The sequence below is a fragment of the Stenotrophomonas sp. AS1 genome (assembly GCF_048957655.1).
Classification (GTDB): Bacteria; Pseudomonadota; Gammaproteobacteria; order Xanthomonadales; family Xanthomonadaceae; genus Stenotrophomonas; species Stenotrophomonas bentonitica_A.
The window spans coordinates 120838-143344 of the sequence record NZ_JARVXM010000004.1 but is presented as its reverse complement, the minus strand read 5'-3'; the positions used below and the strand labels follow the sequence as shown (position 1 = coordinate 143344).

17 protein-coding genes are annotated in these 22507 nt (G+C 68.4%); 11 read left to right on the top strand and 6 right to left on the bottom strand.

Features of this window, described 5'->3' with window-relative positions; genetic code table 11:
* The first annotated feature begins 2 nt into the window (after positions 1-2).
* Genes PV764_RS07940 through PV764_RS07925 form a run of 4 tightly spaced genes read left to right on the top strand, consistent with a single transcriptional unit; the run spans position 3 to position 5039 of the window.
* Positions 3-740 (top strand): SDR family NAD(P)-dependent oxidoreductase, encoded by a 738-nt coding sequence (locus tag PV764_RS07940; RefSeq protein ID WP_421116413.1) that lies wholly within the window; start codon positions 3-5, stop codon positions 738-740.
* On the top strand, positions 737-1660 hold the full coding sequence (locus tag PV764_RS07935; protein WP_052727581.1) for a 2-dehydro-3-deoxygalactonokinase: 924 nt from the start codon (positions 737-739) through the stop codon (positions 1658-1660). The genes PV764_RS07940 and PV764_RS07935 overlap by 4 nt, the downstream gene beginning before the upstream one ends.
* The gene (locus PV764_RS07930; RefSeq protein ID WP_080341584.1) at positions 1657-3108 is read left to right on the top strand and encodes a 2-dehydro-3-deoxy-6-phosphogalactonate aldolase; all 1452 of its coding nucleotides are present in this window, start codon (positions 1657-1659) and stop codon (positions 3106-3108) included. Before PV764_RS07935 ends, PV764_RS07930 begins: the two co-directional genes overlap by 4 nt.
* A complete protein-coding gene (locus PV764_RS07925) occupies positions 3105-5039 on the top strand; it encodes a sialate O-acetylesterase (RefSeq protein WP_421116412.1) in 1935 nt (644 codons plus the stop codon). Before PV764_RS07930 ends, PV764_RS07925 begins: the two co-directional genes overlap by 4 nt.
* Before the next feature lie 103 nt (positions 5040-5142).
* Here PV764_RS07925 and PV764_RS07920 read toward each other — a convergent pair whose 3' ends face one another.
* Together PV764_RS07920 and PV764_RS07915 are read right to left on the bottom strand one after the other, a co-directional pair.
* Positions 5143-6363: a multifunctional CCA addition/repair protein gene (locus tag PV764_RS07920; RefSeq protein WP_070471859.1), complete on the bottom strand. Its 1221-nt coding sequence runs from the start codon at positions 6361-6363 to the stop codon at positions 5143-5145.
* A gap of 59 nt (positions 6364-6422) precedes the next feature.
* Positions 6423-8411, bottom strand: coding sequence for a transglycosylase SLT domain-containing protein (locus PV764_RS07915; RefSeq protein ID WP_019186230.1), 1989 nt, complete (start codon positions 8409-8411; stop codon positions 6423-6425).
* A 43-nt stretch (positions 8412-8454) separates the two neighbouring features.
* Here PV764_RS07915 and PV764_RS07910 point away from each other — a divergent pair, with 43 nt between their 5' ends.
* The 3 genes from PV764_RS07910 (at position 8455) to PV764_RS07900 (ending at position 12529) form a co-directional block, all read left to right on the top strand.
* A complete protein-coding gene (locus tag PV764_RS07910; RefSeq protein WP_421116410.1) occupies positions 8455-8679 on the top strand; it encodes a hypothetical protein in 225 nt (74 codons plus the stop codon).
* A gap of 135 nt (positions 8680-8814) precedes the next feature.
* Positions 8815-11688, top strand: coding sequence for a TonB-dependent receptor (locus PV764_RS07905; RefSeq protein WP_421116409.1), 2874 nt, complete (start codon positions 8815-8817; stop codon positions 11686-11688).
* A 214-nt stretch (positions 11689-11902) separates the two neighbouring features.
* Entirely contained in the window at positions 11903-12529 is a 627-nt protein-coding gene (locus tag PV764_RS07900) for a LysE family translocator (RefSeq protein WP_046274409.1), read from the top strand.
* Between the two features lie 133 nt (positions 12530-12662).
* Here PV764_RS07900 and fhuE read toward each other — a convergent pair whose 3' ends face one another.
* A complete protein-coding gene (fhuE, locus tag PV764_RS07895; protein ID WP_399616968.1) occupies positions 12663-14828 on the bottom strand; it encodes a ferric-rhodotorulic acid/ferric-coprogen receptor FhuE in 2166 nt (721 codons plus the stop codon).
* Between the two features lie 374 nt (positions 14829-15202).
* On the opposite strand from fhuE, the gene PV764_RS07890 reads away from it, so the two are divergent.
* The 3 genes from PV764_RS07890 to PV764_RS07880 all read left to right on the top strand — a co-directional run bounded on the left by PV764_RS07890 (position 15203) and on the right by PV764_RS07880 (position 17716).
* On the top strand, positions 15203-15682 hold the full coding sequence (locus PV764_RS07890) for a VOC family protein (RefSeq protein WP_046274407.1): 480 nt from the start codon (positions 15203-15205) through the stop codon (positions 15680-15682).
* Between the two features lie 103 nt (positions 15683-15785).
* The gene (locus PV764_RS07885; RefSeq protein ID WP_319624726.1) at positions 15786-16637 is read left to right on the top strand and encodes an AraC family transcriptional regulator; all 852 of its coding nucleotides are present in this window, start codon (positions 15786-15788) and stop codon (positions 16635-16637) included.
* Positions 16628-17716 (top strand): alpha/beta hydrolase family protein, encoded by a 1089-nt coding sequence (locus PV764_RS07880; RefSeq protein ID WP_421116408.1) that lies wholly within the window; start codon positions 16628-16630, stop codon positions 17714-17716. Before PV764_RS07885 ends, PV764_RS07880 begins: the two co-directional genes overlap by 10 nt.
* Positions 17717-17722: 6 nt before the next feature.
* Here PV764_RS07880 and PV764_RS07875 read toward each other — a convergent pair whose 3' ends face one another.
* The gene (locus PV764_RS07875; RefSeq protein WP_019186256.1) at positions 17723-18202 is read right to left on the bottom strand and encodes an Lrp/AsnC family transcriptional regulator; all 480 of its coding nucleotides are present in this window, start codon (positions 18200-18202) and stop codon (positions 17723-17725) included.
* Between the two features lie 72 nt (positions 18203-18274).
* Between PV764_RS07875 and PV764_RS07870 the strand changes: the two genes are divergently transcribed.
* The gene (locus tag PV764_RS07870) at positions 18275-19153 is read left to right on the top strand and encodes an EamA family transporter (protein ID WP_046274420.1); all 879 of its coding nucleotides are present in this window, start codon (positions 18275-18277) and stop codon (positions 19151-19153) included.
* A gap of 167 nt (positions 19154-19320) precedes the next feature.
* Here PV764_RS07870 and betA read toward each other — a convergent pair whose 3' ends face one another.
* Complete coding sequence (gene betA / locus PV764_RS07865) at positions 19321-20991, bottom strand: choline dehydrogenase (RefSeq protein ID WP_019183732.1); 1671 nt, start codon at positions 20989-20991, stop codon at positions 19321-19323.
* Positions 20992-21016: 25 nt separating this feature from the next.
* Positions 21017-22489, bottom strand: a complete 1473-nt coding sequence (gene betB, locus PV764_RS07860; RefSeq protein ID WP_421116407.1) for a betaine-aldehyde dehydrogenase — start codon at positions 22487-22489, stop codon at positions 21017-21019.
* Between the last annotated feature and the right edge of the window lie 18 nt (positions 22490-22507).

The window sequence follows — 22507 nt, the reverse complement described above, 5'->3', positions numbered from 1 at the left end:
GCATGAGCGATACGGCAATGCACGGGCGCGTGGCGCTGGTGACCGGCGCGGCCAGTGGTATCGGCGCGGCGGCGGTGACGCGGCTGCGCGCCGACGGCGCGACGGTGGCCACGCTGGACCAGATGGCCAGCGAGGGCGGGTACGCCAGCGCGATCGCCGACCTGCGGTCGGCCGAGGCGGTGACGACCGCCATTGGACAGCTGCGTGCTGCGGTAGGCCCGTTTGATGCACTGGTGCATTGCGCCGGTATCTGCCCCGCCGGTGGCACCCTGGCGCACGATGATGCGGTGTGGCTGGATGTCTATTCGGTCAACGTGCTGGGCGCGCTGCGGGTGATCCGGCAGGTGGTGCCGGACATGCGCGGTCGTGATGGCAGCATCGTGCTGGTGTCCTCGATCAACGCGCGCTTTGCCACCCCCGGACTGGCGGCCTACGCGGCCTCCAAGGCCGCGCTGGAGGAACTGGCGCGCACGGCCGCGCTGGAGTTTGCCGCCGACGGCATCCGGGTCAATACCATCGCCCCGGCGTCGGTGGATACGCCGATGCTGCAGGCCTCGTTCGCACGTGCGGCCGACCCGGCTGGCGCCCGCCACGCCAACGTGCTGCGGCATCCGCTGGGGCGCCTGGGCACGCCGGCCGATGCGGCCGAGCTGGCGCTGTTCCTGGCGTCGCCGCGCAGCAGCTGGATCACCGGCGCGGTGTTTCCCCTGGACGGTGGCGCAGGAGTGACCCGGCAATGAGTGAGGCAGCCACGCCGTACATCATCGGCATCAACTGGGGCAGCACCAATTTCCGCGCGTTCCGCATCGGCCACGACGGCCAGGTGACCGGCGCGATCGAACAGCCGCGCGGCATTGCCGGGCTGGAGCGGGCACAGATGCAGGCGCTACTGGAGGATGTGGTGGCGCAATGGCCGCAAGCCACGCGCATCTACGCCAGCGGCATGGTGGGCTCCAACATCGGCTGGAGCGATGCGGGCTATGTGGAATGTCCGGCCACGCTGGACGCGTTGGCTGGCCAACTGCACCCGGTCCAGATTGGGGCGCATACCGTGGCGATCGTGCCCGGCCTGGCCTGTCGGCGGCAGGATGGCGCGCCGGACATCATGCGCGGCGAGGAAACCGAACTGCTCGGCCTGGTCGCCGCCGGTGCGGTGCCCGACACCGGCGTGGTCGCGCTGCCGGGCACGCATAGCAAATGGGTGCAGCTGGCGGGCGGCACGGTGGTGGCCTTCATGACCGCGATGTCCGGTGAAATATTCGATCGCCTCACCGCCGCCGGCCTGCTTGCCTCGGTGGTCGATGGGCCGGCGCACGACGGGGCGGCCTTCATCGATGGCCTGCATGCCGCGCACGACGGCGGCATGGGCTTGGGTACGTTGCTGTTTGGTGCGCGGGCGAAGGTGATCCGCGGTGACCTGCCGCGGCGTGATGGCGCGGCCTATCTGCGCGGGCTGCTGATCGGCGCCGAGCTGTCAGATGTGCGCCGGCAGTGGCCGCAGGCCCTGCACGCCGTGCCGCTGGTGGGGGCCGCCCCGGTCTGCGCGCTGTATGCACGCGCATTGGTCGAACTGGGCGGCGGCAGCCGCTCCATTCCCTCGCAGGACGCCTCTACCCGGGGCTTCCTTGCATTGCATCAGGCAGCCGGAGCGTTGGCATGAACGACGAACAGGCAGATACATTCGACGCCGCGCTGGCGCGCACCGGCATCATCGCGATCCTGCGCGGGCTGCCTGGTGACGAGGCGATCGCGGTGGTCGAGGCGCTGTACGCCGCCGGCGTGCGGGTGGCCGAAGTGCCGCTGAACTCACCCGACCCGCTGCGCACCATCCGCACCCTGGCGGCGCATTTCCAAGGGCGCATGCTGATCGGTGCGGGCACGGTGGTCAGCACCGCAGCGGTCGAGCAGTTGGCCGTCACCGGCTGCGCCTTCTGCGTGGCCCCCAACACCGATGCAGCGGTGATCGCCGCGTCGATCGCGCACGGCATGGTGCCGGTGCCGGGGTTTGCCACGGCCTCCGAAGCTTTCGCCGCAATCGCCGCCGGTGCGCGCCATCTGAAAGCGTTCCCGGCCAACGGTGCGCAGCCGCGCCTGCAGGCGTTGTCGGCGGTGTTGCCGGCCGGGGTCACCTTGATCGCCGTCGGCGGCGTCGCTCCCGCACAGGTTCCTGAGTTCCGCGAGGCCGGGGTAAACGCCTTCGGCGTGGGCACCGACCTGTACCGGCCCGGCCGCAGCGCCGAGGCGGTGGGGGAGCGTGCATCCCGCTGGATGCACGCCGTGCAGGCGGCGGCACCGGCGCGGGCCGCCCTGCTGTGCGACGCGCGCACCACCGTGGGCGAATCGCCCGTGTTCGGTGCCGACGGTGTCCTGCGCTGGGTCGATCCGACTGCGCCCTGCCTGTTGCGTTGGGACGGGACGCAGTGCGAACGGGTGCCGCTGTCCGAGCCGGTCTGGTCGCTGGCCATGGCCGACGGCACGCTGGTGGGCAACGGCGAGACGCACTTTGTCGCGTTTGCACCCGACGGGCCGCTGCAGGCGGGCCCCGAAGTGGACGTGGGCGCAGGGTGCCGGCTCAATGATCTGGTTACCGACAGCCGCGGCGGGTTGTGGGGCGGGTCGATGCATCGAGGCCTGCTCACTGGACGCGGCGCACTGTTCCATGCGCGGGCCGTGGATGCGCCGGCGCGGCGCGTGGCCGACGGCCTGGGCGTGGCCAACGGCATGGCGTTCTCGGCTGACGAAACCACCCTGTTCGTGATCGACACCTTGGCCCGCACCCTGCTGGCCTACCCGGCCGATGTGGTGGCAGGCACGTTGGGCGAGCCGAAGGTGGTCACCGATTTTCTGGGCGTGCCGGGCAAGCCCGACGGTATGGCGATGGCGCGCGATGGCCACCTGTGGGTGGCGATGTGGGGCGGCCATTCGGTGGTGGAGTTGGCCGCCAACGGCGCCGTCCTGCGCACGCTCGCGGTACCGGCGCCGCACGTGGGCAGCCTGTGCTTCGCGCCCGACGGACGGCTGTTCATCACCACCGCGCGTGCACGACTGGGCGAGCAGGCGTTGGCGCAGTGGCCCGGTTCCGGCGGATTGTTCGCGGTCCAGCCGTGAGCCTTCAGCGGCCTGACGGGCGGGTCGGCGTGCTGCTCATTGCGCTTTTTGCGGTGGCGGCGACCCACGCAGCGCCGGCCCTGCTGGACGCGCCGTTCACCGACCACATGGTGGTACAGCGCGACCGCCCGATTGCCGTATGGGGCGCGGCGGCACCCGGCGCACGGGTGGATCTGCAGCTGGCCGGGCATGCGCAACGCGTGCGCGCCAATCGCAGCGGCCGCTGGCAGGCGACCCTGCCCGCGTTGCCGGCCGGCGGCCCGCATGTGTTGAACGTGGCCTCGCAGGGGCGGCACCAGCGCGTGGACGACGTGCTCATCGGTGACGTGTGGCTGTGCAGTGGCCAATCCAACATGGCCCTGCCGGTGGAGCGCACGCTGGACGCTCGCGCCGAAGTGGCGGCAGCGACCCACGATCGCATCCGCCTGCTGCAGATTCCCGCCCAGGACAGTGCGGTGCCGACGCAGCGCTTCGCCGATGCACCGCAGTGGCAGCCCGCCACGCCCGACGCCGTGCGGGGGTTTTCGGCCACGTGTTACTACTTTGCGCGCGCGCTTCAACGCGACGTGGATGTGCCGATGGGGCTGATCAATGCGTCGTGGAACGGGTCGCGCATCGAGGCCTGGACACGCGCCGATGCGCTGCACCGGGTCGATGGGCAGGCGCCGGCCTTGGTCGTGCTCGACCAGTACGCGCAGGACCCGGCGGCGGCACTGGTGGCCTGGGGCGCGCAGTGGGAACAGGCTTGGCAGCGCGATAGTGCCGATGTGCGCCAGCCATGGCACGTTGACGATACCGGTCCCTGGCAGAGGGCGTCCCCCACGACGGCGTGGGTTGCGCCGGCCTTGGCCGACCACCTCGGCATGGGCTGGTACCGCACCACGCTGCAGCTCGACGCCGCGCAGGCCGGGCAGCCCAGCGTGCTGGAGTTGGGGCGGATCGACGAACTGGACACCACCTGGATCAACGGTCGCATCGTGGGCAGCAGCTTCGGCGCCGGGCTGGCGCGACGTTATGTGCTGCCGGCCGGCACGCTGCACGCCGGTGCGAACACGCTGGTGGTCAACGTGCTCAATACGTATCGCGAAGGGGGCCTGCCGGCGGAGCCGCGCGCACGGCGGTTGGCTGACGGGTCACGCCTGCCGCTTGCCGGCCCGTGGGACTACCAGACAGTACCGGCAGCCCAGCGCATGCCACCGACCGCGCCGTGGCTGTCGTCGTGGGGCATGGGCACCCTCCACAACGGCATGGTGGCGCCGCTGGCCGGGTATCGCCTGCGGGGCGCGCTGTGGTACCAGGGGGAATCCAATACGTTCGAGGCTGGGGCCTATGCCGCGAAATTGGCCGCCTATCGTGCCAGCCTGCGCGCCAGCTTCGGTAGCGCGCTGCCGCTGCTGGTAGTGCAGCTGGCCGGCTTCGGCCCGGCGCCGCTGCAACCAGAGGCCAGTGACTGGGCGCAACTGCGGGAGGCGCAGCGCAGGGTCGTGGCGACCGATCCGCACGCGGCGCTGGTGGTGGCGCTGGATATCGGCGAGCACGACGACCTGCACCCGGCCAACAAGCAGGCAGTGGGGCAACGCCTGGCGCGTGCCGCGCTGCATCTTGCCTATGCCGATCCTGCGCCAGGGTCCGGACCGGTGCCGGTGCACGTACGCCGTGACGGTAACGGCGTGCGTGTCGCCTTTGCCGACATCGAGAACGGACTGGTCGCCCACGGAGGGCTGTCGCCGGTCGGTTTCGAACTCTGTGGGGATACCCAGACCAGCTGTCGCTACGCGCAGGCGCGTATCGACGGCAATGATGTGGTGCTTGCGGCCGATGGCGCAGGGCAGGCCACTCGGGTACGGTATGGATGGGCGGGCAGCCCGGTCATTACGCTCTACGACCGCAACGGGTTGCCCGCCGGGCCGTTCGAGGTGCCCATCCGGTAGCGCCCGCGTTGCATATGGCCTTGAGAAGATAACCCTCTCTGATGTGCTCGAACGGTTTCTGCAGCCGCCGTGGCGTGTCGCCGCGGCCGGCTGATCCCATAGGTCAACGCACCGCCGCAATCGCCCGCGTACGCGCTTTGGCCAGCGCTTCACCCACAGCCGGTCCCTTCAGGTGGGTGAGGTCCAGGTCGCGCGCTTGGATCGCCAGCGCCGCCTGGTGCAGGCGCGTGAGCGTTTCGCCCTGCGGATAATCGCTGTCTTCAAACCCCAGCCGGCCCCGCTTGTCGGCCTCGCAGCACAGCGCGATCTGCGCGATCCGCTCCGGGCGGCGGAAGCCGTCGCAGCGGGCCAGCAGTTCCAGCACGGTGGCATCGCGCAGTTCGTCGATGCGGTGCACGTTGAGATGATCGCGGCAGACCGCTTCGGCCAACTGGCGGTGATCGACCGGCACCTTCAAGCGCTCGGCCAAGGCACGCAGCGGGGCCACCCCGCGCTGCTCATGCATGATGTGGCGCGGCCATTCCTCTGGCGGGGTCAGGCCCTTGCCGAGGTCGTGGGTCAGCGCGGCGAAGCCGATCAGGTCATCGCCCGGTGCCAGCTGCGCGGCCATGTCGCTGACCATTTCCTGGTGCACGCCGGTATCCACTTCGGGGTGGAACTCCGCGCGCTGCGGCACCCCATACAGTGCTTCCAGCTCGGGCAGGATCGGGCCCAGTGCATGGGCATCATGCAGCGTGCGCAGGAAGGCGGACGGCCGCGCGGAGGCGAGGGCGCGTCGCAGCTCCTGCCAGACACGTTCGGGCACCAGTGCCTCAAGCTCACCGCTGGCGGCGATCTGCTGCATCAGGGCCATCGTCTCCTCGGCCACGGTGAAGCCGAGCGGGGCGAAGCGCGCCATGAAGCGGGCCGCACGCAGCACGCGCAGCGGATCTTCGATGAAGGCCGGGCCGACGTGGCGCAGCACGCGTTGCTCGATATCGCGCACGCCGCCATAGGGATCCACCAACGTGCCGGTGGCCTCATCGCAGGCGATGGCGTTGATGGTGAAATCGCGGCGCTGCAGGTCTTCTTCCAGCGTCACCGACGGGTCCGCATCGACCACGAAACCGCGGTAGCCGCGTCCGGATTTGCGCTCGGTCCGGGCCAGTGCGTATTCCTCACCGCTGTCCGGATGCAGGAACACCGGGAAATCACGGCCCACGGCCTTGTAGCCCTGCGCTTCCATCTGCGCCTGGGTGGCCCCGACGACAACCCAGTCGCGGTCGCCGGGGGAACGCTGCAAGAGGCGGTCGCGCACGGCGCCGCCAACCAGATAGATTTTCATGTGCCCATGATGCCGCAGTGGACCAAGGCCACGCCAACCGGTTGGCTTACCGGTGCCGGTCAGTCGCCACCCTTGTCGGCATTGGCCGCGCAGGCGAAGGTCTTGCGCTTGACCTGCAGGCGGCCGTTCATGCGGTCGGTCACCGGCAGCGCATCGCCGTTCAAGCGCCAGTCGTAGATCACGCTGAAGGCCAGGATGCGCGCGACATACTCCCGGGTCTCCTTGTAGCTGATGGTCTCGATCCAGATGTCCGGATCGAACCCTGGGCGCTGCGACTGCCAGCGGGCGGTCGGGGTCGGGCCGGCGTTGTAGGCGGCGATGGTGACGTAGGGCAGGCCCTCGTACTTGTTCATCAGCTGGCGCAGGTAGGCGGTGCCGATGGCGATGTTGGTGTCCGGATCGTAGAGGCTGGCGGCACCACCGTAGTTGGTCAGGCCGATCGACTTGGCCACGGCCGCGCCGGTCGCCGGCAGCACCTGCATCAGGCCCATTGCGTTGGCGGGCGAGCGCGCCTTCGGGTTGAAGATGCTTTCGGCGCGGATCTCCGCGGCCACCCAGGCCGGGTCGATTGCGTTGCGCGCCGATTCGCGGCGGATGCTGTCATCGTGGTGCAGCGGGAAGCGCAGCGAATACAGGCGCTGCTCGTCCGGGGTCTTGCCGAGCGAGAACACCGCACGGTCGAACCAGCCGTTGTCGCGCGCCACTTCCACGGCCAGGCGACGCTGCGTGTTGTCGTAGCGGCTCAGCGCGTCGTTCCACTCGGCCACGGCCCAGCCGGCACGCTCGATCTTGAACAGTTCCATGGCCCGCACGATCGCCGGGTCACGGGCGACTGCCGCCTGCGCCTGGGCACTGTCATTGGGTTCCCACGGGCACAGCGTGTAGTTCTGGCCGAGCTGGTCGGCCGCCAGGAAGCCATGGAAGGTGGCCGCGCGGGCTGCCTCACGGAAGGCGGCCTGCGCCTCGCTGCGCTTGCCGGTCTTGTCCAGCATGCGCGCTTCGAAATAACGCCAGCGCGAGTCGGCCCGCTGGGTGGGGCCCATCTTGCGGATGGCGGTCAGCGCCGCCGGCCAGTCGCCGCGCGACAGCGCCTCACGCGCGCGCCACTCGTGCAGGCGTTCGTCGTAGGCGGACTCGGGCACTGCATTGAGGCGGCGGGCGGATTCGGGACCGTAGGAAGCCACCGTCCACAGCGCGATCTGATACAGCACCTGCGCGCGCTGGGCGGCGCTCAGCTGCAGGGCGTCGGCGTACTGCGGCAGCTGCTGCTCGGTCGCACCCGGGTCGGCCTTGGCCAGCTTGGCCAGGCCGTCAGTGGCGATGCGGCGGCTGCGCTCGTTGCGCGGCCAGTTCAAGGCGCTGGCGTTGGGTTTGTCGACGAAGGCGGCATAGGTGTTGGCCAGCGCGAGGTCGGCGGCCGGCAACCCGCGCGCGGCGCTGCGCATCACCGCCGGCTGCTGCTCGTCGGCGGCGGCGTCGATGCGTGCCCAGCGCAGTTCGGCGTTCATGCCGCCCTTGGCATCCAGGACCGCGAACACCGGGTCGCAGGCATCAGGCAACGACTTGCCGGTGCTGCGCCAGATCGCCTGTGCTTCGGTGACCCACTGCGCGTCGGCCTTGCCGGTGGCCTGGCGTGCGTTGAGCTGCGCGCAGCGCAGGCCGACGTTGGAGGTGTCGGTCCAGTTGGCCAGCAGCGTCGGCCAATCCTGGCGTCGCGCCACCGCGGGCAGCCACACATTGCGGAAGCTGGTGGCCACGGCCTGGCCGTTGTAGCGCTTCAGGAAGTCCTGGGCCTGCGTATTGCTGACGGTGTCGATGTTGCGCCGCAGGTTGGCGAATTCGACCCAGCCATACAGCGGGTGCCGACTCAATGCGGCCGCCTGGGCCGGGTCGAACTGGCCGCGCTCGGCGTTGTCGATGACGGCTTTGAGCTGCGCGCGCTGTGCGTCCAGGTTCTGGGCATCGGCCACCGGGCTGACCCCGGAGCAGGCCAGCAGGACGGTCGCGCTGAAGAAATACAGGGGAAGTCGAGTCATGCCGGAAAGCATAACGGGGGCGGGTGAAACACGGTGATGGCAATCCGACTCGAGGATGAACGAATCCATGCCGATGCTGCGCATGGCGGCCGATCCCGACGCGCATCGTGTCGTCATGGCCAGAATTCCAGCGGCCGCGACCGACGCCGGCGTGGCGCAGATCGCCTACCTCCACCCGCAGTGTGATGACGCCTTGCCGGCGCCCAACGCCTTGGAAAAACAAGCGCGTTCCTCGATGTGGAGCGCAGCGTGGGCCTCATGGGAGGCATCCGCTTCGTAGTCGGCTTTGTCGATTCGGTGTGAAAGCGAGGCGCGCGTCACTCCTTCACATTTACAGGTTGTTTACAAAGGAGACACTGCCGCCATGCAGGGGGACGCGGCAGCCCCGCCCACCATTCCTTTGGAGAGAGAGCGAATGAACAACCTGCATCACCGCCCATTGGCGGTTGCCGTATCGCTGTGCCTGCTGCTGGCTGCACCCGCCCTGGCCAGCGCGCAGGACGCGCCACGCAGTAAGACCGATCTGGACCGGGTGGAAGTGACCGGCAGCCGCATCAAGCGGGCCGAAGTGGAAGGGCAGGTGCCGATCCAGACCCTGACCCGTACCGAGATCGAACGCACCGGCCTGACCTCCATCGGCGAGGTGCTGCAGCAGCTGACCGGCTCCGGTTCGGCGCTCAATGCGAAATTCAACTCGTCAGGCAACTTCGGCTTCCCCCCCGATGGCAGCGGTGTGGGTGCGGGCTCGGCCCAGGTCGATCTGCGTCACCTGGGTGCCAAGCGGGTGCTGGTGCTGGTCGATGGCATCCGCTGGGTCAACGAATCGTCCGCCTCCGGCGTGGGCGCGGCGACAGACTTGAACACCATCCCGCTGGCCATCGTCGAGCGCATCGAAGTACTCGAAGACGGCGCGTCGTCGCTGTACGGCTCCGACGCCATCGCCGGTGTGGTCAACATCATCACCCGCCGAGAATTCGACGGCGCGCAGGTGACGATGAATTACGGCGAGTACACCAAGGGCGATGGCACCCAGAAGGGCGTGGACCTGGCCTGGGGCACCAGCGGTGACCGCTACACCCTGTTCCTGGGGGCGAGCTGGACCAAGCAGGACCCGGTGTATGCGCGCGATCGCGAGCAGTCGCGCTTCCCGATTCCCGGCACCGGGCTGGCCTTCGGCAGCGGTGGCATTCCGCAGGGACGCTTCTCTTTCGTCGACCCCAACACCGGTGCGAAGCAGGACATCGTGCCCAATACCGGCGTAAGCAGCCCGCGTTACGACGGCAGCGCCGGCTGCACCCGCAGCGATGACTACCACTGCTTCACCTCGGCCGACCGGTTCAACTTCGCCGAGTACAACATGGTGCTCACGCCGTCCGAGCGGAAGGGCATCTTCGGCCAGTTCCGCTTCGACCTCACCGATGACATCCAGTGGTACATCAAGGCACTGGGCAACCGTCGCGAGTCCACCAACCAGGCCGCACCGGAGCCGCTGTTCTTCGGGCCCGATGGCGCCACCGGTAATCCGCTGGCGGACAACATCGTCGTCTCCGGGCTCAATCCCTACAACCCGTTCGGCTTCGATCTGGTCGCCTCGGGCAACATGAGCCTGATCGGCCGTCGCCCGGTCGAAGGCGGCGCGCGCGTGTTCGAGCAGGAGGTCAATACCCAGTACTTCGCCACCGGCCTGGTCGGCCAGTTCCAGGCCGCCGACCGCAGCTGGTTCTGGGACCTCAACGGCATGTACAGCAAGAACAAGGCCGAGCAGACCAACTACGGCAGCTACGACATCTACAAGGTCAACATGGCGCTGGGTGATCCCGCGTTGTGTGCGGCCACGCCCGGCTGCGTACCGTTGAACATCTTCGGTGGCGTCGGCTCGATCACCCCGGAGATGCTGCGCTGGATCCAGCCGGTGGTGCGCGACCGCAGCCAGAACGAGTTGAGCCTGTTCACCGCCAACCTGAGCAGCGAACTGTTCACCCTGCCGGCCGGCCCGGTCTCCTTCGCCACCGGCTATGAATACCGCAAGTACGAGGGCCGCTACGATCCGGATCCGCTGACCGTTATCGGCCACTACAACGGCGTGCCGTCGTTGCCCACCTCCGGTTCCTACGATGTCAACGAGGCCTACCTGGAGCTGAGCGTGCCGATCTTCGCCAAGAGCGCGCTCGGCGAGAAGCTCGACCTGAGCCTGGCCGGTCGCTACTCGGACTACTCCACCTTTGGCGGCGAGTTCACCCCCAAGTACGGCCTGCGCTGGCAGGTGACCAATGACTTCGTGCTGCGCACCAGCTACGCCGAAGGCTTCCGCGCACCCTCCATCGGCGAGCTGTACGGCTCGGCCGCGCGCGCCGACCTGCAGCTGTTCGATCCCTGCTCGGTCGGGCTCGGCGGTACGCCGCCGCGCGGCAGTGCCGCCAACTGCGCCGCGCTGGGCGTGCCGGACGGTTTCCAGCAGGCCAACTCGCAGATCTCGGTCACCACCGGCGGCAACGCGGAGCTGGATCCGGAGCGCTCGCGCAGCTTCAGCGCCGGCTTCGTGTGGAGCCCGTGGTTCGGCAGCAATGCGTCCTGGTCGGAGCGATTCGACGTGGAGGTGACGTTCTACCGCCACCACATCGAAGGTGCGATCCAGGCCATCAACGCGCAGACCCAGCTCGACCTGTGCGTGGATACGCTGGACCCGCTGTATTGCGACGGCATCACCCGTGCCGGCACCGGTGCGGTCAGCGGCTTCAACAACCGGCTGACCAACCTGGGGTCGATCAAGACCGATGGCTGGGACGTGGACCTGTTCTGGACCCTGCCGCAGACGGAGATCGGCCAGTTCAAGCTGGGTTGGCAGAACACCTTCGTCGGCCGCTATGAGGCCCTTGGTGCAGCGGGCCAGAAGCAGCCGCAGGGGCCCGGCGTGGAGGTGGCCGACAGCTCGATTCCGGAGTGGACCAGCAATGCCACGCTCAGCTGGAACCTGTCCAACTGGAATGCCTCCTGGACGGTGCGCCACATCTCCAAGCTCACCGAAGAGTGCGGCGACGTGGCCGCCTTCCCGATCTGCGGCAACCAGGCCGAGGGCACCAACGAGCTGGCCGCGACCACCTTCCACGACATGCAGGTGGGCTACCGGTTCGACTGGATGAAGGGGCTGCAGCTCAGCGCCGGCCTGAACAACGTGTTCGACAAGGATCCGCCGATCTGCCTGTCGTGCTCGCTCAACGGGTATGACGCCTCGACCTACGACATCCCGCGCGGGCGCTACTGGTACCTGCGCGCGGACCTGCGGTTCTGATCGCAGGCTGATGAGGAGGTGACACACCGGGGCGCTGTGAGGCGCCCCGGTGGCGGCCTGCAGCCGCGCCGGTCAGGCCCCGCTGCGTGCGGGGACGGACAGATGCGTTGCGCACACCGGCCGTCGCGCGTGCCTGGCATGCCGGTGCTGTCTGCGTCAGGCATCATGGGGAGCCGGCCAGCGGCCGGCACGACCTCTCCTGAACTGCATTGCCATGAACCTGCATACCTGGTGGATCTTCGCCGTCACCGTGTTCGTCCTGTGCGGCACGCCCGGCCCGAACATGCTGCACGTGATGACCCGCAGCGTGCGCGTCGGCTTCCGGCGCAGCATCGCGGCGATGGCCGGCTGCCTCACCGCGCTGGTGCTGGCCCTGGCGATCTCCGCCGCCGGGCTGGGTGCGGTGCTCAAGGCGTCGCCGATGGTGTTCGATGTGCTGCGCTACGCCGGTGTGGCGTATCTGGTGTACCTGGGGATCAAGGCATGGCGCGGTGGCGATGCGCCGATCGACGTCGGCAGTACTACAGCGCTGGTCCCGAGCTCGCGTACCGTATTGTTCCGCGACGGCTTCATCATCGGGATCAGCAACCCCAAGCTGCTGCTGTTCGCCTCGGCGTTCCTGCCGCAGTTCGTCGATCTGACCCAGCCGCAGCTGCCGCAGTTCGTGATCCTGGTGGCGACCTTCGCGGTGATGGAGATGTTCTGGTACACGGTGTATGCCGCCGGTGGCCGCGGGCTGGCCGGTCATCTGGCCAAGCCGGGGCTGCGCAGGGTGTTCGACCGCGTGGTCGGCACGATCTTCATCGGATTTGGACTGGCGCTGCTGCGCGCCAGGCCGTGATGATGGCGCTGCGCGCGCGGCACTACCGGGGCCCGGCGATGCGCCGCCGCGCGTCCAATGCGCGGCGTGCAGAACGCAGAGAGCCGGGCAATGCCCGGCTCTCCGTTGTTGAAGCGATACGATCAAAGACCGGTCAGAACGACCAGTTGAAGGTGATCGAGCCATTGCGGCCGTCACCGTACGCGCCGTAGCCGTTGATCTGCGAGAAGTACGTCTTGTCCAGCAGGTTGTTGAGGTTGGCCTGCACGCTGAACTCCGGCGAGATGCGGTAGCGCACGAACGCGCTGACCAGCGCATAGCCACCCTGCTCGATACGGCCATAGGCCGGCACCGGATAGTAGATGCCGTTCTGCCAGTTGGCACCGCCACCGACCGTGAGCGCGCTCAGCGACTGCGGGGTGTAGCTGGTGAACAGCTTGATGGTGGTCTGCGGCAGGTTGGTGTTGATGTCCGCATCGTTGATGTCCTTGGCCACGTAGCGCGAGGCACCGAAGGTCGCGTTCCAGCCCGGCGCCAGTTCGCCGTTGAGCTCAAACTCGAACCCACGGCTCACCGTGCCGCGTGCGGCGATGTAGGCGAACTCACCCGGGCGGCTGGGGATCAGCTCGCTGGTGACCTGTGCCACGTTGTCCTGCTCGATGCGGAACGCAGCGACGGAGGCGTTCAGGCGGTTGTCGAACCATGCGCCCTTGACGCCGATTTCGTAGCTCTTGCCGTCCACCGGATCGAGGTAGCTGCCGCTGCGGTCGCGCGCCGTCTGCGGCTGGAAGATCTCCGTGTAGCTGGCGTAGGTGGAGTAGGTGTCGTTGAGGTCGAACACCAGGCCGGCATACGGCGTGGTGACCTTGTGCGAACGGTCGGCGCCTTCGCCTTCACTCTTCCAGTCGGTGTAGCGCGCGCCGAGGATCAGCTTCAGCGGATCGGCCAGCGACAGGCGGGTGGCGACGTAGCCAGCCTTCTGGGTGATGGTGCCTTCGCTCTGCAGCGGCAGGGTGCCGACCCAGTTCGGTTCGGGGAAATCGGCCACACCGGCCAGATAGTTGTCCAGCGGCGCCCAGCCCATCTGGTAGTCGCCGTAGTTGGCGAACTCGCGCTTGTTGTAGCTCAGGCCGGCCATGAACTGGTGCTGCCGACCGAACAGCTGGAACGGACCTTCCACGAAGCCGTCCACCGCATTGACCTTGCGCTCGGTATTGTAGAACCCTGCCGAGGGCGTAACGCCGGCACCGGTGGTCTTGTCCAGCAGCGATGCACCGCTGGTCCAGTCGTTGTAGGCCGGGTAGAACAGCTTGTCGTCGGCCTTGGTCGTGTCGTGCGTTGCGCCGAGCTTGACCTTCCAGTCGTTGGCGAACGCATGCTCCAGCGTGGCGAACAGGCGCTTGCTGGTGGTATCCCAGTAGGTCCAGCGCGGGTTGGCGCTGAACGATTCGTCGAACGGGGTCGGGCTGCCATCGGAGAACAGCATCGGGAAACCACCCCAGGTCGCGCCGTTGGCGCGCTTCTGCTGGTAGTCGTAGCCCACGCTCAGCTGCGTGTCCGGGGTCAGGTCGGCGTCGATCACCGCATAGCCCAGCGTCTTGTGCTGGTCGTAGCGGTCCATCTGTGATTCGGTGTCCAGGTAGCTGCCGATCACGCGCGCGCGCACCGAGCCGCTGGCGTTCAGCGGGGTGGTCACATCCACCGTGCTGCGGGTGCGGCCCCAGCTGCCCACGTTCACCGACACGCTGCCGGTCAGTTCGGCACTGTCGGCATGCTTGCGGATCAGGTTCACCGAGGCGGACGGGTTGCCGGCGCCGCTGAGCAGGCCGGTGGCGCCACGCACCACTTCCACGCGGTCATACAGGGCCAGGTCCAGGCCGGAATCGCCGTAGCTCCAGTTCTGCACCATCTGGGTCGGCAGGCCGTCGAACTGGTAGCTGTCGATGTAGAACCCGCGCGCGTAGAACTCGGTGCGTTCGGTATCGGACTGGGTGCTGCTGATGCCGGTGGTGTTGCCCAGCACGTCGATGATGTCATCCAGGTTCTGATCCTCGATGCGCTGGTGGCTGATGATGCTCACCGACTGCGGGATCTCGCGCGGGGCCAGATCGAAGCGGGTACCGGCCGAGGTCTTGCGGACCGAATAGCCTTCGGCGCGCTCGCCCTTGACCACGATCTTGTCCAGGGTGGTGGCGTCGGGGGCGGCGTCCTGCGCGAATGCGGGGGCGGCGGCGAGGGTGCACAACGCCAGCATCAATGCCTGCGGCAGCGGGCGACGGAGCATCGACGGGCGGGACAGCACGTGGGCGGAGCGGGTCATCGGCGTTTCCAGAAGGGCGGCAACGGGCATGGCCGGCGTCCTGGGTGGCCTGCGGCGGAGCGGGGGTGGGGGCAGGAAGCGGCTGGCGGGGGCGGTGACCCGGCGCGGGCTCGATAACTGTTCACGGGTGCGCATCCCTTGCGCGACCCGGATCACACTATGGTAATGGCAATGATTCGCATCATCAACCGCATCCTGCGAGGCGTCCGGGCCGTACCCCACGCCGCGCAAGGCAACTGCGTATTCAGCTTCGGGACCTGACGGCGCGTGGCCGCACGGCGGCGCGCCGGCCACCCTCGCGATGCCCGCGCGCAGGCTTGACACCTCCGCGCCTACCGTGAGCAGGCGCTATCCATCCCTTGCAGGAGACGCTCATGGCCAGCAAAAACACGGTCTGCCTCTGGTTCAATGGCACCGCACTGGACGCGGCAACCTTCTATGCCGCCACCTTCCCGGACAGTGCGGTACGCGCCGTCCACCATGCCCCTGGTGACTTCCCCTCCGGCAAGCAGGGCGATGTGCTGACGGTGGACTTCACCGTGGCCGGCATTGACTGCATCGGGCTCAATGGCGGCCCCGCGTTCAAGCACAGCGAAGCGTTTTCCTTCCAGATCGCCACCGAAGACCAGGCCGAAACGGACCGGCTGTGGAATGCGATCGTCGGCAATGGAGGCGAGGAAAGCGCCTGCGGCTGGTGCCGCGATAAGTGGGGCCTGTCCTGGCAGATCACCCCGCGGGTGCTGACCGAGGCGGTGACCAGTACCGATCCCGCGGTGGCCCGGCGCGCGTTCGAGGCGATGATGACCATGCGCAGGATCGACGTGGCGGCCATCGAAGCGGCGGTGAGGGGCTGAGACAACAGGCGCGGCGTGTTGCAGCGGACAGCAAGAACGATCAAATGACGTGCTGCAGGCTGGGTTACGCTGCGCACCCGTTCTTCGGCATGGATCTGGCGGTATGGGTGCGGCACGCAGGGCGCTCTGGTACATCGAAAGCCACTTCGCCGGGAATCCGTCGCTGGCCGATATCGCCGGCGTGGTGGGGCTCTCGCCGTTCCATCTCTCGCGGCTGTTCCAGCTCAGCACCGGTACCTCGGTGGTGCGTTATCTGCGCGGCCGCCGGCTGACCGAGGCCGCGCGCCAACTGGCGGGCGGCGCCGGTGACATTCTCGGTGTCGCACTGTCCGCCGGCTACGCCTCGCACGCCGCATTCACCCGCGCGTTCACCGAGCAGTTCGGGCGATCGCCCGAGCAGGTGCGCGAGCGGGGGCTGGCGGGGGTGGTGCTGGTCGAGGCGCTGAAACTCATCGACACCTCGGCGCCCTGCACGATCGAACCCCGACGCGAGCACCGCGGCGGCCTGCGCGTGGCCGGGATCGGTGCGCGCCACACGTCTGCGAGCGTCGCCTCGATTCCCTCGCAATGGCAGCGCCTGGAGGAGGCGCATGGCCTCGGCGCGGAGATCGCCTATGGCGTGTGCGGCAACAGTGATGCCGAGGGAGGCTTTGATTACATCGCCGGCGTGGAGATCAGTGCCTCCGCGCCCGTGCCCCCAGGCTGGCAGGCGATCACAATCCCGCCGCGCGAGTACCTGGTGGCGTGGCATGCCGGGCACATCTCGGCGATCCGCTCCACCTGGCTCTGGTTGTTGAACGACTATCTGCCGGCCTCCGGCCTGACCCTGGCCGATGCGCCGGACCTGGAGCGCTACGATGCGCGCTTCGATGACCGCAGCGGCCACGGTGGGGTGGAGATCTGGCTGCCGCTGACCGACATGCTGCACCTCAAGGAGACTGACCCATGCGAATGACCGCCCGTTGTTGTGCTGCGCTGCTCGCGCTGTGCCTGCCGATGTTTGCCGTTGGGGCGGTGCCGCCCGTTGGCGAGCGGCACGGCGTTGCGCACACACCCAGCGCCGCCGTGCGCGATGCCGGGCACCGCGACAGCGTGCGGTACACCGTGTGGTATCCGGCCCAGGCCGGCGCACGGGAAGCTGCGCTGACGATCGGGCCACCCGGTGCGCCGCTGTTCGAGGTCGGCACCGCCGCCGCCGATGCGGCCATCGCGGAGGGACACTGGCCGGTGCTGCTGCTCTCGCATGGCAATGGCGGCAGTGCGCGGATGATGGGCTGGTTCGGCATCGCCATGGCGCGGGCCGGCTACGTGGTCATCGCGGTGGATCACCCGGGCAACAACGGCGTGGACCCGATGACCGAGGCCGGCAGCATCCTGATGTGGAACCGCGCGGACGATCTGGCGGCGGCGCTGGCCGCGGTGCAGGCCGATCCCGTGCTGGCCAAGGCGATGGATGCCACGCGGCTGGGCGTGGCGGGCTACTCGGCCGGCGGGTTCACCGCCCTGGTCGCGGCCGGGGCCGACCCGCAACTGCAGCGCCTGCTGGCGTTCTGCCGCGCGCATCCTGCGGATGGAGTCTGCGTCCCGCAGGCGGAGAACCCGACACTGACCTTGGCGCAGCGCATGACCGCCGCGCAGACGCCGGCACTGGCACCGTGGGTCGCCCAGGCCGGTGACGACCGCGCCATTGAAGGGGTGGGCGCCGTCTTCCTGATCGCGCCGGCCATGATCCAGGCCTTCGCGCCGGAGGCGCTGGAGAAGGTAGCGCAGCCGGTATCGATCATCGTTGGTGCGGCCGACACGGTGGCCTCGCCGGCCACCAACAGCGACATCGCGGCGGCGGCCCTGCCCAAGGCGACGTTGACCACCCTGCCGGCCGTCGGCCACTACGACTTCCTGTCCAGCTGTACCGCGCTGGGCCGCAAGCGCATCGGTGCACTGTGCCAGGTGGCGGCAGACCAGCAGGCCACGCACGGCGCTGCGATCACGGAAGCGAAAGCGCTGTTCGACGCGGCGTTGTCGGCCACGCGCTGACGCGGATTACTCCGCGAGGGGCACGTCCAGCCCACGCTTGAGGGTGCTCAGTGCCACCGCGGTGCGGAAGCGCTCGATGTTGTCGTCGTTGCCGAACAGCCGCTCGCTGATCGCCTCGTATTCCTCCATCGAGGCGGCGGTGAGGATCAACAGGAAATCGGCGTCGCCGGTAATCGCGTAGCACTGCTGCACGGCCGGGTCTTCCTGCACGCGCCGGCGGAACGGCGCGACCCGGTGCGGCTGCTCGCTGGCGACCCGGACCTCGACCATGATCGTCAGTGGCCGTCCCAGGCGTGCCTGGTCCAGCACGGCGACATTGGCGCGGATCACGCCCGTGTCTTCCAGACGCTTGATCCGCCGTTGCACGGCCGGGGCGGACAGGCTGACCGCCTCGGCGATCTCGCGCTGCGGGGTGGCGTTGTCGCGCTGCAGGATCGCCAGGATCGCGCGGTCGAAGCTGTCGGGGAGGTAAGGCGTGGCGGACATGGCGAGTGAAACATGCAGGAAGGCCCCTGCAATTGAGCATCTCCTTCGGTCGTTGCGCAATATCCTGTGCGGATGTCGACCTCCCGCCTCTCCAGCTTCTTCCCCGCCCTGGCCGTGCTCGGCTCGGTCACCTCGCTGGCCGTGGGCACCTCGTATGCCAAACAGCTGTTTCCGCTGATCGGCGCGCAGGGCACCAGCGCGTTGCGCGTGGGCTTTTCGGCGCTGGTGCTGCTGATGGTGTTCCGGCCGTGGCGCTGGACCACCTCGCGCGCCGATGCGGGGGCGATCTTCCGCTATGGCATCACGCTGGGGGTAATGAACCTGCTGTTCTACATGGCGCTGCGCACGATCCCGTTCGGTATCGCCGTGGCGATCGAATTCTGCGGGCCGCTGGCGGTGGCGATGTGGTCGTCGCGGCGGCCGGTCGATTTTGTGTGGGTCGGCTGCGCGCTGGTCGGTCTGTTGCTGCTGCTGCCGCTGGGCCATGGCGAGCCGCTGGACCCGGTGGGGGTGATGTTCGCGCTGGGCGCGGCGGTGTGCTGGGCGCTGTACATCATCTTCGGCAAGCGCGCCGGGCATCTGCCGGCCGGGCATACGGTCTCGCTGGGGCTGTGCGCGGCCGCGCTGGTGGTGGTGCCGGTCGGCGTGGCGCACGCGGGCATGGCGCTGCTGGAGCCGAGGATCCTGCTGTTCGGCCTGGGAGTGGCGATCGTCTCCAGCGCGATCCCGATGTCGCTGGAGATGATGGCGCTCAAGCGGCTGCCGAAAGAGACCTTCGGCATCCTGATCAGCATGGAACCGGCGGTCGCCGCGCTGCTGGCGATGGGGCTGCTGGCCGAGCACCTGACCCCGCTGCAATGGGCGGCGATCGGTTGCACGGTGGTGGCGTCGGTGGGCAGTACGTTGACTGCGAAACGGGCGGTGGTGCCGTTGCCCGGTGCGCCGGCGTAATCGCGCGCGATGATATCGGTAGTGCCGGCCGCTGGCCGGCTCCTCATGATCCAACGGTGCTGCGGAGCCGGCCAGCGGCCGGCACTACCAGGATTCGCGCGGAGCCAGCATTGCCGGGGTTCGCGCGCCGACCAACGGGCGTCGCCCACCGGTCAATCACCCATTCCTCAGCGCCGTGCCGGTGCGTCCCCGGCGACGTAATACGCCGCCGTGCTGCGCGGCAGCGGGGCACGCCCGCGGATCCGGTCGGCGATCTTCTCGGCGATCATGATCGTGGTGGCGTTGAGGTTGCCGGTGATGATGCGCGGCATGATCGAAGCATCCACCACGCGCAGGCTTTCCATGCCATGTACGCGGCCCTGGCCATCGACCACGCTCATCGCATCGGTGCCCATCGCGCACGAGCAGGAGGGGTGGTAGGCGGTTTCGGCATGCGCGCGCACGAACGCGTCGAGTTCCGCATCGGTCTGGCACGCGGCGCTCGGGCTGATCTCGCGGCCACGGTATTCGTCCAGCGCGGGCTGGGCGATGATCTCGCGGGTGATGCGGATCGCGTCGCGGAACTCCTGCCAGTCCTGGTCGGTGGACTGGTAGTTGAACAGGATGGAAGGGTGCTCGCGCGGGTCCAGCGACTTCGCATGCACGCGGCCGCGGCTGGGCGTGCGCATCGAACCGACGTGCGCCTGGAAACCGTGCTCCTTGACCGCGTTGGTGCCGTTGTAATTGATCGCCACCGGCAGGAAGTGGTACTGGATGTTCGGCCAGTCGAACTCCTCCCGGGTACGGATGAAGCCGCCGGCTTCGAACTGGTTGCTGGCACCGATCCCGGTGCCGGCGAACAACCACTCCGCACCGATCGCCGGTTGGTTCCACCACTGCAAAGCCGGGTACAGCGAGACCGGCTTCTTGCAGGCGTACTGCATGTACACCTCGAGGTGATCCTGCAGGTTCTCGCCCACGCCGGGCAGGTCGTGCACCAGCGGTACGCCGAGGGCGGCCAGCAACGCCGGTGCGCCCACGCCGGAGCGCTGCAGGATCTGCGGCGAGGCGATCGCACCGGCGCACAGCAGCACCTCGCGGCGGGCGGTGGCGTCGATCGGCTCGGCGCTGTTGCCGGCCAGGTAGCGCACACCGACCGCGCGCTTGCCGGCGAACAGGATGCGGTCGGTGGTGGCATGCACCACGATCTCCAGCCCCTCGCGGTCCTTGGCCATGTCCAGGTAACCGCGTGCGGTACTTGAGCGGCGCCCGCGCGGGGTCACCGTGCGGTCCATCGGGCCGAAGCCTTCCTGCTGGTAGCCGTTGAGGTCATCGGTACGTGGGTAGCCGGCCTGCACGCCGGCCTCGACCATCGCGTGGAACAGCACGTTGTTGCCGTTCTTCGGCGTGGCCACGCTGACCGGGCCGTCGCCGCCGTGATAATCGTTGGCGCCGATGTCGCGCGTTTCCGCCTTGCGGAAGTAGGGCAGCACGTCGTGGTAGCTCCAGTCCTCCAGGCCGTCGAAGCTGGCCCACTGGTCGAAGTCCATCGCGTTGCCGCGGATGTAGCACATGCCGTTGATCAGCGAGGACCCGCCCAGGCCCTTGCCGCGGCCGCACTCCATGCGCCGGTTGTCCATGTAGGGTTCCGGCTCGGTTTCATAGGCCCAGTTGTAGCGCCGGCCCTGCAGCGGATAAGCCAGTGCGGCCGGCATCTGGGTGCGGAAATCCATCCGGTAATCCGGCCCACCGGCTTCCAGCAGCAGCACGCTGACGCCGGCGTCTTCGGTGAGGCGAGCGGCCAGCGTGTTGCCGGCTGAACCGGCGCCGATGATGATGTAGTCGTACTCACGCTTCATCGCGGTGTCTCCTGGTAAGGCCGGTTCAGAACACCGACGCGTAGCGGTCCAGTTCGATCTGGATGGATTTGGTGCGGGTGTAGGCGCGCAGCGTGGCCAGCCCGTTCTCGCGGCCGACGCCGGACTGCTTGTAGCCGCCCACCGGCATCTGCGCCGGCGATTCGCCCCAGCTGTTGACCCAGCAGATGCCGGCCTCGAGCAGATGGATCAGGCGATGCACGCGCGCCAGGTCCGGCGTCACCACACCGGCGGCGAGACCGTAATCGGTGTCGTTGGCGCGGCGCACGGCCTCGTCTTCGTCGTCGTACGCCAACAGGCTCATCACCGGTCCGAAAATCTCTTCGCGCACGATGCGCATGTCATCGAGGCAATCGCTGAAGATCGTCGGTGCCACATAGCAGCCCTTGCCCAGCGCGCCGTCGGTCAGCCGTTCGCCGCCGCAGACCAGGCGTGCCCCCTCGGCCTTGCCGCTGGCGATGTGCTCAAGCACGCGCTGCATGTGCGCGGCGCTGACCAGCGGGCCGAAGTTGGTGTCCTTGGCCAGCGGGTCGCCGATGCGGATGCGCTTGACCCGTTCCATCAGTTTGGCTTCGAACGCGGCCAGGGTGCTGCGTGGCACGAACACGCGGGTGCCGTTGGTGCACACCTGACCGGAGCTGTAGAAGTTGGCCATCATCGCCACGTCGGCGGCCAGGTCCAGATCGGCGTCGGCGCAGATGATCAGCGGCGACTTGCCTCCCAGCTCCATGGTGACGTCCTTGAGCGTGGAGCTGGAGGCACTGGCCATGACCTTGCGGCCGGTGGCGGTGCCGCCGGTGAAGGAGATCTTCTCGATCAGGGGATGCTCGGTCAGCGCCGAGCCGACGCCGGCGCCATCGCCCGGCAACACGTTGAACACGCCGTCGGGCAGGCCGGCCTCGGTGAAGATCTCTGCCAGCTTCAGCGCGGTCAACGGCGTGACTTCGCTGGGCTTGAAGATCATGGCGTTGCCGGCGGCCAGCGCGGGGGCGGCCTTCCACAGTGCGATCTGGATCGGATAGTTCCAGGCGCCGATCGCGCCGACCACGCCCAGCGGCTCCTGCCGGGTGTAGAAGAAGCTGCTCTCGCGCAGCGGCACCTGGCTGCCTTCCAGCCCGTGCATGACGCCGGCGTAGTACTCCAGCACGTCCGCGCCGGTGACCACGTCCACGCTGAGCGTCTCGCTCAGGGCCTTGCCAGTGTTGCGCGATTCCAGCTCGGCCAGCGCGTCGTTGCGCTCGCGCAGCAGTGCCACCGCACGCAGCAGGACGCGTGAGCGCTCCACCGTGGTCAGCGCGGCCCACACTTTCTGGCCGGCCTGGGCGCTCTCCACGGCAGCGTCGAGATCGTCGCTGTTGGCGCTGTGGACGTTGGCGAGCAGCTCGCCATTGGCCGGGTTGATGACCTCGAAGGTCTTTCCGCCCTGTGAGGGAACGTAGCGGCCGCCGATGTACAGCAGCTGGTCGGGGAGGGTAGGCATGTCGATGACTCCTTTGCA

Bases quoted from the DNA above. Each gene is read 5' to 3' on its own strand.
- PV764_RS07940 (WP_421116413.1), top strand. From the start codon at position 3: ATGAGCGATACGGCAATGCACGGGCGCGTGGCGCTGGTGACCGGCGCG.
- PV764_RS07935 (WP_052727581.1), top strand. From the start codon at position 737: ATGAGTGAGGCAGCCACGCCGTACATCATCGGCATCAACTGGGGCAGC.
- PV764_RS07930 (WP_080341584.1), top strand. From the start codon at position 1,657: ATGAACGACGAACAGGCAGATACATTCGACGCCGCGCTGGCGCGCACC.
- PV764_RS07920 (WP_070471859.1), bottom strand. From the start codon at position 6,363: ATGAAAATCTATCTGGTTGGCGGCGCCGTGCGCGACCGCCTCTTGCAG.
- PV764_RS07915 (WP_019186230.1), bottom strand. From the start codon at position 8,411: ATGCTTTCCGGCATGACTCGACTTCCCCTGTATTTCTTCAGCGCGACC.
- PV764_RS07910 (WP_421116410.1), top strand. From the start codon at position 8,455: ATGAACGAATCCATGCCGATGCTGCGCATGGCGGCCGATCCCGACGCG.
- PV764_RS07905 (WP_421116409.1), top strand. From the start codon at position 8,815: ATGAACAACCTGCATCACCGCCCATTGGCGGTTGCCGTATCGCTGTGC.
- PV764_RS07900 (WP_046274409.1), top strand. From the start codon at position 11,903: ATGAACCTGCATACCTGGTGGATCTTCGCCGTCACCGTGTTCGTCCTG.
- fhuE (WP_399616968.1), bottom strand. From the start codon at position 14,828: ATGACCCGCTCCGCCCACGTGCTGTCCCGCCCGTCGATGCTCCGTCGC.
- PV764_RS07890 (WP_046274407.1), top strand. From the start codon at position 15,203: ATGGCCAGCAAAAACACGGTCTGCCTCTGGTTCAATGGCACCGCACTG.
- PV764_RS07885 (WP_319624726.1), top strand. From the start codon at position 15,786: ATGGGTGCGGCACGCAGGGCGCTCTGGTACATCGAAAGCCACTTCGCC.
- PV764_RS07880 (WP_421116408.1), top strand. From the start codon at position 16,628: ATGCGAATGACCGCCCGTTGTTGTGCTGCGCTGCTCGCGCTGTGCCTG.
- PV764_RS07875 (WP_019186256.1), bottom strand. From the start codon at position 18,202: ATGTCCGCCACGCCTTACCTCCCCGACAGCTTCGACCGCGCGATCCTG.
- PV764_RS07870 (WP_046274420.1), top strand. From the start codon at position 18,275: ATGTCGACCTCCCGCCTCTCCAGCTTCTTCCCCGCCCTGGCCGTGCTC.
- betA (WP_019183732.1), bottom strand. From the start codon at position 20,991: ATGAAGCGTGAGTACGACTACATCATCATCGGCGCCGGTTCAGCCGGC.
- betB (WP_421116407.1), bottom strand. From the start codon at position 22,489: ATGCCTACCCTCCCCGACCAGCTGCTGTACATCGGCGGCCGCTACGTT.